The organism is Streptomyces sp. H27-C3 (assembly GCF_030063415.1).
Lineage (GTDB): Bacteria > Actinomycetota > Actinomycetes > Streptomycetales > Streptomycetaceae > Streptomyces.
On record NZ_JASITA010000015.1, the window covers coordinates 117,651 to 131,523 of the forward strand.

Annotated in this window: 13 protein-coding genes; 6 read left to right on the forward strand and 7 right to left on the reverse strand. The window is 70.9% G+C overall.

Annotated elements, in window-relative coordinates:
* Position 1 precedes the first annotated feature (1 nt).
* From QMK30_RS17345 to QMK30_RS17355, 3 genes are all read left to right on the forward strand, one after another.
* Positions 2-1,612, forward strand: a complete 1,611-nt coding sequence (locus QMK30_RS17345; RefSeq protein WP_283519027.1) for a glycerol-3-phosphate dehydrogenase/oxidase — start codon at positions 2-4, stop codon at positions 1,610-1,612.
* A 116-nt stretch (positions 1,613-1,728) separates the two neighbouring features.
* Positions 1,729-2,400: a FadR/GntR family transcriptional regulator gene (locus tag QMK30_RS17350; protein WP_283519029.1), complete on the forward strand. Its 672-nt coding sequence runs from the start codon at positions 1,729-1,731 to the stop codon at positions 2,398-2,400.
* Positions 2,401-2,574: 174 nt separating this feature from the next.
* Positions 2,575-3,618, forward strand: coding sequence for a PAC2 family protein (locus QMK30_RS17355; protein WP_283519031.1), 1,044 nt, complete (start codon positions 2,575-2,577; stop codon positions 3,616-3,618).
* A 101-nt stretch (positions 3,619-3,719) separates the two neighbouring features.
* On the opposite strand, the gene QMK30_RS17360 is transcribed toward QMK30_RS17355, so the two are convergent.
* The 5 genes from QMK30_RS17360 to QMK30_RS17380 form a co-directional block, all read right to left on the reverse strand.
* Positions 3,720-4,682: an NHL repeat-containing protein gene (locus QMK30_RS17360; RefSeq protein ID WP_283519033.1), complete on the reverse strand. Its 963-nt coding sequence runs from the start codon at positions 4,680-4,682 to the stop codon at positions 3,720-3,722.
* 309 nt (positions 4,683-4,991) lie between these two features.
* On the reverse strand, positions 4,992-6,221 hold the full coding sequence (gene mshC, locus QMK30_RS17365) for a cysteine--1-D-myo-inosityl 2-amino-2-deoxy-alpha-D-glucopyranoside ligase (protein WP_283519035.1): 1,230 nt from the start codon (positions 6,219-6,221) through the stop codon (positions 4,992-4,994).
* Positions 6,222-6,298: 77 nt separating this feature from the next.
* Positions 6,299-7,126: an SCO1664 family protein gene (locus QMK30_RS17370; RefSeq protein ID WP_283519037.1), complete on the reverse strand. Its 828-nt coding sequence runs from the start codon at positions 7,124-7,126 to the stop codon at positions 6,299-6,301.
* Positions 7,090-7,680, reverse strand: a complete 591-nt coding sequence (locus QMK30_RS17375) for a DUF3090 domain-containing protein (RefSeq protein WP_283519039.1) — start codon at positions 7,678-7,680, stop codon at positions 7,090-7,092. Before QMK30_RS17375 ends, QMK30_RS17370 begins: the two co-directional genes overlap by 37 nt.
* 69 nt (positions 7,681-7,749) lie before the next feature.
* Positions 7,750-8,436, reverse strand: a complete 687-nt coding sequence (locus QMK30_RS17380; RefSeq protein WP_283519040.1) for a histidine phosphatase family protein — start codon at positions 8,434-8,436, stop codon at positions 7,750-7,752.
* A 59-nt stretch (positions 8,437-8,495) separates the two neighbouring features.
* On the opposite strand from QMK30_RS17380, the gene QMK30_RS17385 reads away from it, so the two are divergent.
* Entirely contained in the window at positions 8,496-9,518 is a 1,023-nt protein-coding gene (locus tag QMK30_RS17385; protein WP_283519041.1) for a magnesium and cobalt transport protein CorA, read from the forward strand.
* A 54-nt stretch (positions 9,519-9,572) separates the two neighbouring features.
* Here QMK30_RS17385 and QMK30_RS17390 read toward each other — a convergent pair whose 3' ends face one another.
* Positions 9,573-10,361: a ferritin-like domain-containing protein gene (locus QMK30_RS17390; RefSeq protein ID WP_283519042.1), complete on the reverse strand. Its 789-nt coding sequence runs from the start codon at positions 10,359-10,361 to the stop codon at positions 9,573-9,575.
* A 401-nt stretch (positions 10,362-10,762) separates the two neighbouring features.
* Entirely contained in the window at positions 10,763-11,812 is a 1,050-nt protein-coding gene (locus QMK30_RS17395) for an LLM class F420-dependent oxidoreductase (RefSeq protein ID WP_283519043.1), read from the reverse strand.
* Positions 11,813-11,941: 129 nt separating this feature from the next.
* Between QMK30_RS17395 and QMK30_RS17400 the strand changes: the two genes are divergently transcribed.
* Positions 11,942-12,925, forward strand: a complete 984-nt coding sequence (locus tag QMK30_RS17400; protein ID WP_283519045.1) for an aldo/keto reductase — start codon at positions 11,942-11,944, stop codon at positions 12,923-12,925.
* Positions 12,922-13,873, forward strand: a 952-nt coding sequence (locus QMK30_RS17405; RefSeq protein WP_502963154.1) for a helix-hairpin-helix domain-containing protein, incomplete at its 3' end; no start/stop codon positions are given. The genes QMK30_RS17400 and QMK30_RS17405, both read left to right, overlap by 4 nt.

Below are 13,873 nucleotides of genomic sequence, written 5' to 3' on the forward strand. Positions count from 1 at the left end.
AATGACCACCCTGCAGAGCGTCCCGGCCCTCGGGACGCACCCGGCTGACGGTTCCACAGCGAGCCGCGCCGAGACTCGGGAGCGACTTTCCAAGGCGACGTACGACCTCCTGGTGATCGGCGGCGGCATCCTGGGCATCTCCACCGCCTGGCACGCCGCGCAGTCCGGGCTGCGGGTGGCGCTGGTGGACGCCGGCGACTTCGCCGGCGCCACCTCCTCCGCCTCCTCCAAGCTGCTCCACGGCGGTCTGCGCTACCTGCAGACCGGCGCGGTCAAGCTGGTCGCGGAGAACCACTTCGAGCGCCGCGCGGTCTCCCGCGACGTCGCGCCGCACCTGTCCAACCCCCTGAAGTTCTACCTCCCCGTCTACAAGGGCGGTCCGCACGGCGCGGCCAAGCTCGGCGCGGGCGTCTTCGCCTACTCCGCGCTGTCCGCCTTCGGTGACGGCGTCGGCCATGTCATCGGCGCGAAAAAGGCAGCGCTTGAGGTGCCCGAGCTGCGTACGGACAACCTCAAGGCCGTCGCCGTCTACGGCGACGACCAGATGAACGACTCCCGCATGGCCCTGATGACGGTCCGCGCGGCGGTCGAGTCGGGCGCCACCGTCCTCAACCACGCCAAGGTCACCGGGCTGCGCTTCACCAACGGTCGGGTCACCGGCGCGGAGCTGGAAGACCGCATGGACGGTACGGAGTTCGGTGTCGACGCGCGTCTGGTGCTCAACGCCACCGGCCCGTGGGTCGACCACCTGCGCAAGCTGGAGAACCCCGACGCGGCGCCGTCCATCCGCCTCTCCAAGGGCGCGCACCTGGTCCTCAAGCGCACCGCCCCCTGGCGGGCCGCGCTGGCGACGCCGATCGACAAGTACCGGATAACCTTCGCGCTGCCCTGGGAGGACCAGCTCCTGCTCGGTACGACCGACGAGGAGTACGAGGGCGACCCGGCCGATGTCGCCGTCAACGAGAAGGACATCACCCAGATCCTGGACGAGGCCGCCTTCTCGATCCGCGACCAGCAGCTGTCCCGCGACCTGATCACCTACTCGTTCGCCGGTCTGCGGGTGCTGCCCGGCGGCCCCGGGAACACCTCGAAGGCCAAGCGCGAGACGGTCGTCACCGAGGGCCGCGGCGGCATGCTTTCGGTGGCCGGCGGCAAGTGGACGACGTTCCGTCACATCGGCCGCACCGTCGTGAACAAGCTCGCCGCGCTGCCCGGCCACCCGCTGGGCGAAGACATGGAGCCGATCTCGCGGCTGCCCAAGCACCAGCCGCTGCCGGGCATCTCCAACCCGAACGCGGTCGCGCACCGGCTGCTCGTCGACGGCGGCAGCCCCGGTCCGCGGATGGGCGGGGACACCGCCCGCCACCTGGCCACCCACTACGGCTCGCTGGCCTTCGACATCGCGCGGCTGGCCAACGACAACCCGGCGCTGGCCGAGCGTGTCCACCCGGACGCGCCGGAGATCTGGGCGCAGGTCGTGTACGCCCGTGACCACGAGTGGGCCGAGACGGCGGACGACGTGCTGCGCCGCCGTACGACGCTGACGATCCGGGGCCTTGCCACGGACGAGATCCGCGGCAATGTGGATGACGTACTGGCCCGCAAGGTCTGAGCGGGCCCCACCGCTGTCCGCGTGCGGCCGATACTCACCGGTACTGCGGGGCGGCATAATGAGGCGATACATCGGATGTCTGGTGACAGTTGCCGGACGCAACGAGGAGGTCGTCCATGGCCGTCACCGACGAAGCCATCGAGAAGATCAAGGAAATGATCGTCTCGGGCGCGTTGCGGCCCGGCGACCGCCTCCCCAAGGAAAGCGAACTCGCCGCCGAGCTGGGCCTGTCCCGCAACTCGCTGCGCGAGGCGGTGCGCGCCCTGTCGCTGATCCGCATCCTCGACGTGCGCCAGGGCGACGGGACCTATGTCACCAGCCTGGACCCGCAACTGCTCCTCGAGGCGATGAGTTTCGTCGTGGACTTCCACCGGGACGACACGGTGCTGGAGTTCCTGGCCGTACGCCGCATCCTGGAGCCCGCCGCCACCGCGATGGCGAGCTCCAGGATCACCGGCGCCCAATTGGACGCTCTGAGCGACCAGTTGGACGCCCTTGGACCGCAGCCCTCGGTCGAGGAGCTGGTCGCCTGCGATCTCGAATTCCACCGTGTCATCGTGCAGAGCTCCGGCAACTCGGTGCTGTGCTCCCTGCTCGACGGGCTTTCCGGCCCGACGACCCGGGCCCGCATCTGGCGCGGCCTGACCCAGGAGGACGCCGTCAGCCGCACGCTCCACGAGCACCGCGCGATCCTCACCGCGCTGCGCGACGGGGACGCGGAGGCGGCGCGGTCCTGGGCGACGGTGCACATCGCGAGCGTCGAGCAGTGGCTGCGCACCACGCTCTGAGCGCGCTCCGTCCCTTTCGAATGATTTCGCGCACGAAGGGGCACGCTTCCCCGGTGCTATCAGGCGTCACCGTGTTCACCCGGCCGTGCGCAGGGGCTGCGGCCGGACCTGCTGGAAGCCGTAGGGTTGGCACATGCACAAAGGAACTTCACACGCTTCGGAAGGAGGCACCGGGTGATCGAGCTCGAGAGTGTTCCCGAGCTGATCGACCCGGTGATGGTGGCCGCGTTCGAGGGCTGGAACGACGCCGGCGACGCCGCCTCCACCGCGGTCGCGCACCTGGAGCGGGAGTGGAAGGGCGAGGTGTTCGCGGCGCTGGACGCCGAGGACTACTACGACTTCCAGGTGAACCGTCCCACGGTGTTCCTGGACGGCGGGGTCCGCAAGATCACCTGGCCGACCACGCGGCTTTCCGTCGTGAGGATCGGCGGCGACAAGCCCCGCGACCTCGTTCTGGTCCGCGGCATCGAGCCGTCGATGCGCTGGCGCTCGTACTGCAACGAGATCCTCGGCTTCGCACATGAGCTGGGCGTCGAGATGGTCGTGATCCTGGGCGCACTGCTCGGTGACACTCCGCACACCCGCCCGGTGCCGGTCAGCGGTGTCACGTCGGACGCGGATCTGGCGCGGGCGATGGATCTGGAGGAGACCCGGTACGAGGGCCCCACGGGCATCGTCGGCATCCTCCAGGAGGCGTGCACGCATGCCGGTGTCCCGGCCGTGAGCCTGTGGGCGGCCGTACCGCACTATGTCTCGCAGCCGCCGAACCCCAAGGCCACGCTCGCCCTGCTCAACCGTCTCGAAGACCTCATCAATCTGCGGATCCCGCTCGGCGAGCTGCCCGAGGACGCCCGCGCCTGGCAGGTCGGCGTGGACCAGCTGGCCGCGGAGGACAGCGAGGTCGCCGAGTACGTGCAGTCGCTGGAGGAGGCGCGGGACACCGCGGACCTTCCCGAGGCGTCGGGCGAGGCCATCGCCCGCGAGTTCGAGCGGTACCTGCGGCGGCGCGACGGCGGTCCGGGACCCGGTGTGTCCGGCCCCGGTCACGCCACGGACGGCAGCGAGAGCAGTACGTCGTATCTGCGTGACAACGCCGGCGGTCGCACCCGGCCGCCCAGGCCGCCGCGCGCGGAGGCGGTTCCCGACGAGGCGGTCCCCGAGGAGGGGGGCGCCGACGAGGCGGGCGGCAGCGGCGCGGAGGACTCCTCGGAGGAGTAGCGGGCCGGGAGCGGCGCGGCAGTGAACGATGACGGTGGGGCGGTGCCTTGTGGCGCCGCCCCCACCGCATGTGCAGCCCGCGGGCTTCCGCGGCCCGGTCCTCAGACCCTGCGCACGGACACCACGTCGTACTCCGTGTCGGGCGTCGGCGGCACGTCGAAGCGGGCGTTGGGCAGAAGGATGCGGTCGCCCCAGGCCGCCGCGGTGGTAGGAATCCGGAAGCGCGGGTCGGTGATGCGGGCGACCGCGACGCCTCTGGTGCCGCTCGCGTTCAGCCGCACCACGTCGATCGCGTTCTGCGACTGCTGGACGACGTACAGGAGACGGCCGAGCAGCAACAGGCCGTCTCCATTGGGGATCTTCAGCGGGCCCAGGTCGACCTGGCGGGCGACGCCCGTGCGCGGGTCGACGCGCATCAGCGCACCGCCGTCCACGACGGTGTTGACCACCAGCAGGGCCCGGCCGTCCGGGGTCCGCTCGATCCCGTTCGCGGTGAAGGCGGACCCCTGGGCCCAGTCCCCCGTCAGCTCGCGGGTGACGATCGCGCTCGTCGGCGGCAGTTCGCCGCGCCGCCCGAGCGGGAGCCCGTAGAGCACCGGGTTGAAGGAATCGGTGAACCAGGCGACACCCGGCCGCAGTACAACGTCATTGACCATGCTGGTGGCCGTGCCGACGTCGTACGTGGCGAGGATCGCGCCCCCGTGGGTGTCGACGACCCTGATCTGACGTGAGTAGCCGCCGCCGATGAACAGCCTGCCTGCGCTGTCCAGTTTGAGCCCGACGGACATCGCGCCAGTGCCCTTGCTGATGATCCGGCCCCGGCCGGTGGCCAGGCTCGCACCATGGATGGAGCCGTCGCGCAGCGAGCCGAAGTAGGCGTACGGACGCGAGCCGATGGCGATGCCTTCGGGCTGGAAGCCGTCCGGCAGCGGGAAGCGGGTGGGCCACCGAGCGGGGGCCGCTCCGGACGCCCGCGCGGCGGCGGGGAGTGGCGGGAGGAGGGCCGTGCCGGTCAGGGCGGCGCCGGTGGTGAGCAGTGTTCGACGTGCGAAGGAACGGTTCATGAGTCGTCCTTCCGACGAATGTCTACAGACGCACATACCTCACCACACGACAGGACTCTCCGCAGGGTTCGGCCGGAATACCACGTCACATCTCTATCCGGATGGAGTGCCAGGGTTGCCCATTCGCCTTGATCGCAAGGGGAGTTGGTGCGGGCAGGAACGGCGGGCCGACCGGAGGGTGGCCGTCAAAGGCACGCGACACAGGCACAGGAAACACAGGCACAGGGCATCCCAAGAAAGCGGTGCCGGGCGGAGAATCCTCCGCCCGGCACCGTCATGTCCCTACAAGGGGCTCTGCGAGAGGTTCAGCTACAGGGCCACCCCGAGGAGTGCGTCGACGGCGCGCGAGACCACACCGGGCGCCCCCTCCTGCGTACCGCCGTCGGACTGCTGGAGCGCGGCCCAGCGGTCCACCGCACGCAGCGCGGACGGGGTGTCGAGGTCGTCGGCCAGGGCTTCGCGGATCTCCTCGACCAGGGCGTCGGCGGACGGTCCGTCGGGGCGCGACACGGCGGCGCGCCAGCGCGCGAGACGCTCGACGGCGTCCGCGAGCACCTGGTCCGTCCACTCCCAGTCGGAGCGGTAGTGGTGCGAGTGCAGGGCGAGACGGATCGCGGCCGGGTCGACACCGTCGCGGCGCACCTTCGACACGAAGACCAGGTTGCCCCGGGACTTCGACATCTTCTCGCCGTCCAGACCGACCATCCCGGCGTGCACGTAGGCCTTGGCGAACGGGTGCTCGCCGGTCAGCGCCTGGGCGTGCGAAGCGCCCATCTCGTGGTGCGGGAAGGCGAGGTCGGAGCCGCCGCCCTGCACGTCGAAGCCCATGCCGAGGTGGTCCAAAGCGATGGCCACACACTCGATGTGCCAGCCGGGCCGGCCGCGGCCCAGGCTCGCCCCGTCCCAGCTCGGCTCGCCCTCACGGGCGGCCATCCAGAGCATCGGGTCGAGCGGGTTCTTCTTGCCGGGACGGTCCGGGTCGCCGCCGCGCTCGGCGGAGAGCAGCCGCATCGCGTCGGCGTCGAGCCCGGACACCTCACCGAAGTGCGGGTCGGCCTCGACGGAGAAGTACACGTCCCCTTCGAGCTCGTACGCGGCGCCCTTGTCGCGCAGCCGCTCGACGAGCGGGACGATGCCGGGTATCGCCTCGACCGCGCCGATGTAGTGCTGCGGCGGGAGCATCCGCAGGGCCGTCATGTCCTCGCGGAACAGAGCGGTTTCACGCTCCGCGAGCTCGGTCCAGTCGTGGCCGTCGCGGATCGCCCGCTCCAGCAGAGGGTCATCCACGTCCGTCACATTTTGGACGTAATGAACCTGCCGCTTGGTATCGAGCCACACGCGCTGAACGAGGTCGAACGCGTTGTAGGTCGCCGCGTGACCCATGTGGGTCGCGTCGTACGGCGTAATGCCGCAGACATAGATACGGGCGACAGGGCCGGGGTCCAGGGATACGGGACCACCGGTCGCGGTGTCGTGGATCTTGAGGTCGCGGCCCTTACCAGGCAGGGCGGGGACGTCAGAAGCGGGCCAGGCATGCATGTCATGAGCGTAACCGGACGCACGTTCCGGATACGAACCGGATGCGGAACGGATCACCGGTCACGGCTGGTGAGACATCACACCGGCGGCCAGGGAATAGCCGGCCACTCGCCGCTCGGCTGCGGGTGGCGGGCCGTGGTCCGCAGTGCCGTCACCCGTGCGCGCACCGCCTCGACCTCGGCCGGGGTGATCAGTTCGGCCAGACGGGTGGCCAGGGGCCTGCCCTCCGCCAGGGCGTCGGACATCCGCGCCAGAACCTCCAGGGCTTCCGCCGTCAGGGGGTCACCGGCCCAGCCCCACAGCAGGGTACGGAGCTTGTCCTCGGCGTTGAAGGTCACGCCGTGGTCGATGCCGTACAGCTTCCCGTCGGCCGTCGGCAGCAGATGACCGCCTTTGCGGTCGGCGTTGTTGATGACCGCGTCGAGGACCGCGAGCCGCCGCAGCCGCTCGTCGTCGGCGTGCACGAGCAGCGCGGTGCGGCCTTCGGCGACCTCCGCGAAGACGACCGGCTTCCAGCCCTCGCCGGGCTCCTCGTCCTCGACCAGGGCCAGCAGTCCGCCGTCGGCGTCCGCCTCGATCCACAGCTGGCACATGCCCTCGCCGTACGGCCCGTCGCGCAGCACGGTCGGCGGCACCAGGCCCCAGCCGGTCGCCTCGGAGATCTCGTACGCGGCGACCTCGCGCTGCGCGAGCGTGCCGTCGGGGAAGTCCCACAGGGGCCGTTCCCCGGCGACCGGCTTGTAGACGCAGGACGCCGACACGCCCTCGTACTCGATCCCGCAGTAGAGCACCGCGTTGGAGGCCTCACGGACCCGTCCGCGGACCGTGAGCTGCCCCTTCGCCAGGACAGTGAGCTGATCCACCGGCGTCACGCTCCGCGGCGGTATCCGTTCTGGCGCGGACATACGTGTCCTTCCGAGTCGAGCGGCAGGCTGCACAGGGGGCAGGGCGGCCGCCCCGCGTTGACGACGTCGAGGGCGCGCTTGGCGAAGGCTCTGGCCTGCGCGCCGCTGAGCCGTACCCGCAGCATCGGCGGGCCGTTCTCCTCGTCCTGGAGCAGCCGTTCCTCGGCGTCCGCGAGGTCTTCCTCGTCCGAGGCGTCGAGTTCGACCAGGGCCTGCGCCTCGACGATCATGCGCTGCTCCTCGCCGTCCCAGGCCAGCGCCATGGTGCCGACGCGGAACTCCTCCTCGACGGGGGCGTCCAGCGGCGCGCTGTCCGTGACATCGGCGGGGGCGACGGCCGGCACCGGTGCGTTGCCGCCGGTGCGGCGCACCACTTCGTCGAGCAGTTCGTCGATCCGCTCGGCGAGGGCGGCCACTTGGGTCTTCTCCAGCGAGACGCTGGTGACCCGACCGGCCGCCGACGCCTGCAGGAAGAACGTACGACGTCCAGGCAGCCCGACCGTACCGGCCACAAAGCGGTCCGGTGGGTCGTAGAGGTATACCTGACGGGACACGTCCTGCTCTCCCTTGAATTCGGTTGTACGCGCGGGCTCAGGGCCCGTCCACCCTACTGCGCGAAGCGATCACGGTGCGCCCGCGCCGCCTCCTACGGCCGCGTCCGCGCCGTTGCCGTTCTCCCGCGGGGCCAACGAGCCGAGGTCTCCGGTGTCGCCGAGGCGCACGAGGAACGGGCGCAGTCCCGTGTAGCGGATGGCCGTGAGGGAACACGGGTCGACGTGAATCCGCTGGAAGAGATCAAGGTGAAGGCCGAGCGCGTCGGCGACGACGGACTTGATGATGTCGCCGTGCGAGCACATCACGTAGACGGCGTCCTCGCCGTGCTCCGCCTCGACGCGCGCGTTCCAGTCCCGGACCGCGTCGACCGCGCGCGCCTGCATGGCGCGCATCGACTCGCCGCCGGGAAAGGTGACGGACGACGGGTGCTGCTGCACCGCGGCCATCAGCGGCTCGTCGGTCAGCTCGGCGAGCTTACGGCCCGTCCAGTCGCCGTAGTGGCACTCGCCGATGCGGTCGTCGGTGTGCAGGGGGAGCCCGGGGCGCGCGTCGAGCAGCGGCTGGAGGGTCTGGCGGCAGCGGTCGAGCGGACTGCTGACGACGGATGCCAGCGGCACGGCTGCCAGCCTGCTGGGGAGGGCGGCCGCCTGGGCGGTACCGCGCTCGTCGAGGGAGACGCCCGGCGTCCAGCCCGCGAGCAGCCCCGCGGTGTTGGCGGTCGAGCGTCCGTGGCGTACGAGGATCAGCGTGGCCATGGCGGTCAGCCTAGGCGGCGGATCGCGCCGAGGTGCGCTCGGGCCCTTACCGGGGGAGAATGCGCGCCGTGATCGTGGACTGTGCCATCTACCGGGAAGGGCGCCGCACCGAGGGCCCTTCCGACTTTTCGGATGCCCTCGCGGAGGCGCGTGCCGCCGGGGACGCGTTTTTGTGGATCGGGCTGCATGAGCCGACGGAGGAGGAGTTCGCTCTCGTCAGCAGCGAGTTCGGGCTGCATCCGCTGGCCGTGGAGGACGCTCTCAGGGCCCATCAGCGGCCCAAGTTGGAGGTGTACGAGGATTCGCTCTTCGCGGTGCTCAAGCCGGTGCTCTACGAGCCGGAGAGCGACACCGTGACCACGGACGAGCTGATGCTCTTCGTCGGCGATTCCTTCGTGGTGACGGTGAGGCACGGCGAGAGCTCACCGCTGGCCGCCGTGCGCCACCGCCTCGAATCCGACCCCGAAGTCCTGCGGCACGGACCCACCTCGGTGCTGTACGCCGTGAGCGACGCCGTCGTGGACAACTATCTGGAGGTCGGGATCGAGCTCCAGACCGACCTGGAGGAGCTGGAGGCGGAGGTTTTCGCACCGGTCGGGGAGCCGACGGGGTCGCCTGCCAAGGGCACGCCCCGCGCGCCATCCACGGCCGCAAGGATCTACACCTTCAAGCGGCAGGTACTCGAATTCCGCCGTGCGACGGGGCCGCTCACCCAGCCCATGCTGCGGCTGTCGTCCCCCGGTCTGCCGTTCGTCGACGAGCACGCTCAGCCGTTCTTCCGAGACGTGAGCGACCACCTCGCCCGGGCCAACGAGCAGGTGGACGGTCTTGACCGACTGCTGTCCGACATCCTGTCCGCGCATCTCGCACAGATGGGGGTACGGCAGAACGACGACATGCGGAAGATCTCGGCGTGGGCCGCCATGGCGGCGGTACCGACGATGGTCGCGGGCATCTACGGCATGAACTTCGAGCATATGCCGGAGCTGACCTGGACGTGGTCCTATCCGGCCGTGGTCCTGTTCATGGCGTTGTGCGAGGTCGGCCTGTACCGCCAGTTCAAGCGGCGCGGCTGGCTCTGAGCCCGATGTTCGGACGTTCGGGCTCAGAGGCTTCGGGTTTCGGGGTTGCTGGGCTCAGGCGAACTCGGGCGCTGACGTCGACGGGCCGTCGAGTGCGCCCCGGTGCTCCGGCATGGTCAGGCTCACCATTCGCCGCCAGCCACCGAGGCGTTCGTACGCGTACATGCCGCGGATTCCGGTGGCCAGCGCGGCGGCCTTGGACTTCGGCCAGCCCAGGATGCGGCCCATCTGCGCCATGACGGCGAGGCTCACGTCCCGGTGGACACCGATCTCGGCGAGGGCGCTCTCGCGCAGGACACGCTGGATCTCCCGGCCGTGCCCTGCGCGGGCCAGGCGCAGCAGCTCCTCGTGGCAGTACGCGAGGTGGTTGTCCTCGTCGTGGCAGATCATCCTGATCGGCCTGCCCGCCTCGGGGTGGTCGCCGAAGTACTTCACCAGCATGACCATCTGGTCTGCGGCGCGCTGCTCCGTGACCCGGCTGTGCGACAGGTACACGAGGATGTCCTGCTCGGTGAGCGGCTTGTCGAGGCGCAGCTTCTCGTGGGCCAGACCGATGCCCTTGCGTTCGAGCAGCATCGTGTAGTCGGTGTCCGGCGGGACCGGAACCGGTTCGAGGCCGCGCTTCTTCAGCAGGGCGTTGAAGAGCCTGCCGTGCTTGTCCTCGTCCGCGCCGTGCCGGGTGATCTTGGGTGCGAGGGCGCGCATGCTCTCGGGGACCAGGGCCGCGATCCGGCCGTTCTCCCAGCCGCCCTGGGCCTCGCCGCTGGCCGCGATGGAGCAGAAGAGCTGGAAGGAGTCGTCGTTGTCGATGATTTCCTGGAACAGGATTCGGGCCGAGAGCATCGGGCACACCTCCGTGAATACATCCGCAAAGAACAAGTCAAGTGCGTGATGGGAGGGCAGGCAACAGCTGCGCCGGACAACTCAGCCGGAAGAAGGACAGGGCGAACCGTATCTGCGCGTAACCCACGGGCTCGTGAAGCGTTGTTCTCCACGACGGCCGTGGCGGGGAAGACCCCCGAGCCCCCACCACGGCCGCAGACTTTCTCTCCTCGCCGGTTACGCCGACCGCCCCGGGCGGTTACGACCTCGGGGGCAATGGAGCGTGGATCAGCGAGTGGCGTCATGCGGCTTCGCGTCCTAGGCGGAGGAGGGAGGCGACGCGGAGCGTCGTCGACCGACGACAACGCCGGAGGCGGAGTCGCATGACGTCGGGAGCCCACGCTCCATTGCCCCCGAGGTCGTTAGGCCAAACCGGCGCGCTCCAGGGCGTCGGTGCCGGCGCGCAGGGCCGTGAGCCGCTCGTCGAGCGTGAAGCCCGCGGGGGCCAGCGTCAGCGTTGTCACTCCGGCCGCGGCATAGGCCTGCATCCGCTCGGCGATCCGCTCCACGGAGCCCAGCAGGGTGGTCTGGTCGATCAGCTGGTGCGGGATCGCGGCGGCCGCGCCCGTCTTGTCGCCGGACAGGTACTTGTCCTGGATCTCGGCGGCTTCCTTCTCATAGCCCATGCGCTGTGCGAGCTGGTTGTAGAAGTTCTGCTTGCGGCTGCCCATGCCACCGACATACAGCGCGGTGTACGGGCGGAAGGTATCGGCCAGCGCGTTGACGTCGTCGCCGACCGCGAGCGGCAGCGTCGGGCAGACGTCGAAGCCGTCCATGGTCTTGCCCGCCTTCTCGCGGCCCGCGCGCAGGTGCTTGATCGCGGTGTCTTCGAGGTGGTCGGCGGAGGGGAAGATCAGCAGCGCGCCGTCGGCGATCTCGCCGGTCTGCTCCAGGTTCTTGGGGCCGATCGCGGCGATGTAGAGCGGGATGTGCTCGCGCTGCGGGTGGACCGTCAGCTTGAGCGGCTTGCCGGGGCCGTCGGGCAGCGGCAGCGTCCAGTGCTGCCCCTCGTACGACAGGCGCTCGCGGGTCATGGCCTTGCGGACGATCTCCACGTACTCGCGGGTGCGGGCCAGCGGCTTGTCGAACTTCACGCCGTACCAGCCCTCGGAGACCTGCGGGCCCGAGACGCCCAGGCCCAGCCGGAAGCGCCCGCCCGAGAGGGAGTCGAGGGTGGCGGCCGTCATCGCCGTCATCGCGGGTGCGCGGGCGGGGATCTGGAAAATCGCGGAGCCCACGTCGATGCGCTCGGTCTGGGCGGCCACCCAGGTGAGCACGGTCGCGGCGTCCGACCCGTAGGCCTCGGCGGCCCAACAGACGTCGTAGCCGAGGCGGTCCGCCTCCTGCGCGACGGCCAGATTGTCGCCGTCCATCCCCGCGCCCCAGTAGCCGAGGTTGATACCGAGCCGCATAACCGCTCCTCTTACTGGTGAGTAACGTCCTTGTGCCGGGGACTCTAGCGCGCGGGAGCGCGATCCGTCAGGACCGGGTTGTCCACAGGGCTGCTTGCAGCGGACTCCTGGCCAGTAATCTCAGCGCCCATGGAGCAGAGGCATCTCGGCCGCACGGGCCTGCGCGTATCCCGGATCGGGCTCGGCACTCTCACGTGGGGCCGGGACACCGGCGAGCACGACGCCGCCGACCAGTTGAAGGTCTTCTGGGACGCGGGCGGGACCCTCGTCGACACGGCGGACGTGTACGGCGGAGGCGACGCCGAGTATCTGCTCGGACAGCTCGTCGAACGGCTCGTGCCGCGGCGGGACCTGGTCATCGCGACCAAGGCGGGCAGCGTGCCCGAGCCCGACCGGCGTTTCAACGGCTCACGCGGTCACCTGCTGGCCGCGCTCGACGCCTCCCTGGAGCGACTGGGCACCGACTACGTCGATCTGTGGCAGGTCCACGCCTTCGACCCGGGGACCCCGCTCGACGAGACCCTCCAGGCGCTCGACATAGCCGTGAGCAGTGGCCGGGCGCGGTACGCGGGGCTGTCCAACTTCTGCGGCTGGCAGCTGGCCAAGGCCGCCACCTGGCAGCTCGCCGCTCCGGGGCTGCGGACCCGGCTGGCCAGCACGCAAATGGAGTACTCGCTCCTCCAGCGCGGTGTGGAGCGCGAGGTGCTGCCGGCCGCGATCGACCTGGGAGTGGGGCTGTTGCCGTCCTCGCCGCTGGGCCGGGGCGTCCTCACCGGCAAGTACCGCACTTCGACCCCGGCGGACTCCCGGGGCGCGTCCCAGCATCTGGCCGGTTTCGTCGAGCCCTACCTGGACGACGCGGCGAGCCGCATCGTGGACGCGGTCGCGACGGCTGCGGACGGGCTGGCCACGACCACGCTCCAGGTGGCGCTGGCCTGGGTCCGCGACCGGCCCGGTGTGGTGGCCCCGATTGTCGGCGCGCGCAACGCGCAGCAGCTCAGGGCCGCATTGTCAGTGGAGGCGCTTAGTCTTCCAGACGAGATCTGCCAGGCGCTCGACGATGTGTCGGCGCCCGTGCACCGCTATCCCGACCAGGACTGGAGCACGCTGTGAGTACGGACCGCGACACCGCTGCCGCGGGCGAGGCCACCGACACGGCACCGGAGCCGGAGCCCATCGAGGCCGGCGCGCCGGGCGAGGACGGGGCCGACGCCGAGGTGTCGACCGCGCCGCCCCGCTCGCCGTCGCCGGAAGCCGAAGGCGACGGCCACGGGGATGGAGAGGTGGACGTGAACTCGGAGCCCGACGAGGCCGCCGGGGACGACACCCCGTCGGTCGAGTCCGGCAGAGCCGACCCGTCCGAGGACGACGGCCGGTCCGACGGCAGCGGTCCTGACAGCGAGGCCGCGCCCGTCGACAGGAGTGCCCAGGACGAGCCGGCCGAGGCGACCGGAGAATCCGGGGAGGCCGGCCACGCCGAGGCCACCGAGGTCGCGCCCGCCGCCGAGGAGACCGGGGCGGAAGCCGACGCCGACGCGGTGGTTGCCACGGCCGAGGCCGCCGTGCCCCAGCGCTCCGAGGCCGAGGCCGAGTTGGCCGCTCAGCGGGTGCTGCGGGAGCGCATCGCGCAGCGCAAGGCCGCCAAGGAAGCCCCCGTCGAGGCGGGCGCCAAGCTGAGCGGGCAGGCCGCCGATCTGCTCGCGGCGGTACGGGCCGTGGAAAGCGGCGCGAAGTCCGGCGAGGCGTTCTTCGCGTCCCCGCCGACCGCGCCGCGCCCCGCCGCACCCGCTCCTGCCGCAGCCTTGCGGCGGGAGGCGCCCGAGCCGGTCACGGGCGTCGCTCCCCCCGCTCCGAAGGCCGTCGCGTCCGTACAGGAGGTACTCGCCGAGGGCGGTGCGCCCGTGGCGCTGGCCGAGCCGGTCGCGGCCACGCTCGGGGAGCAGGCCGGGCAGGTGCTGCGCGACGACCCCTGGCAGCTGCTGTCCGTGCCGGGGGTGCAGCCCGAGCAGGCCGACGGATTCGCGCGGGCGCTGCTCGGCGCCGAGTGCGGTCCGGGGGGGG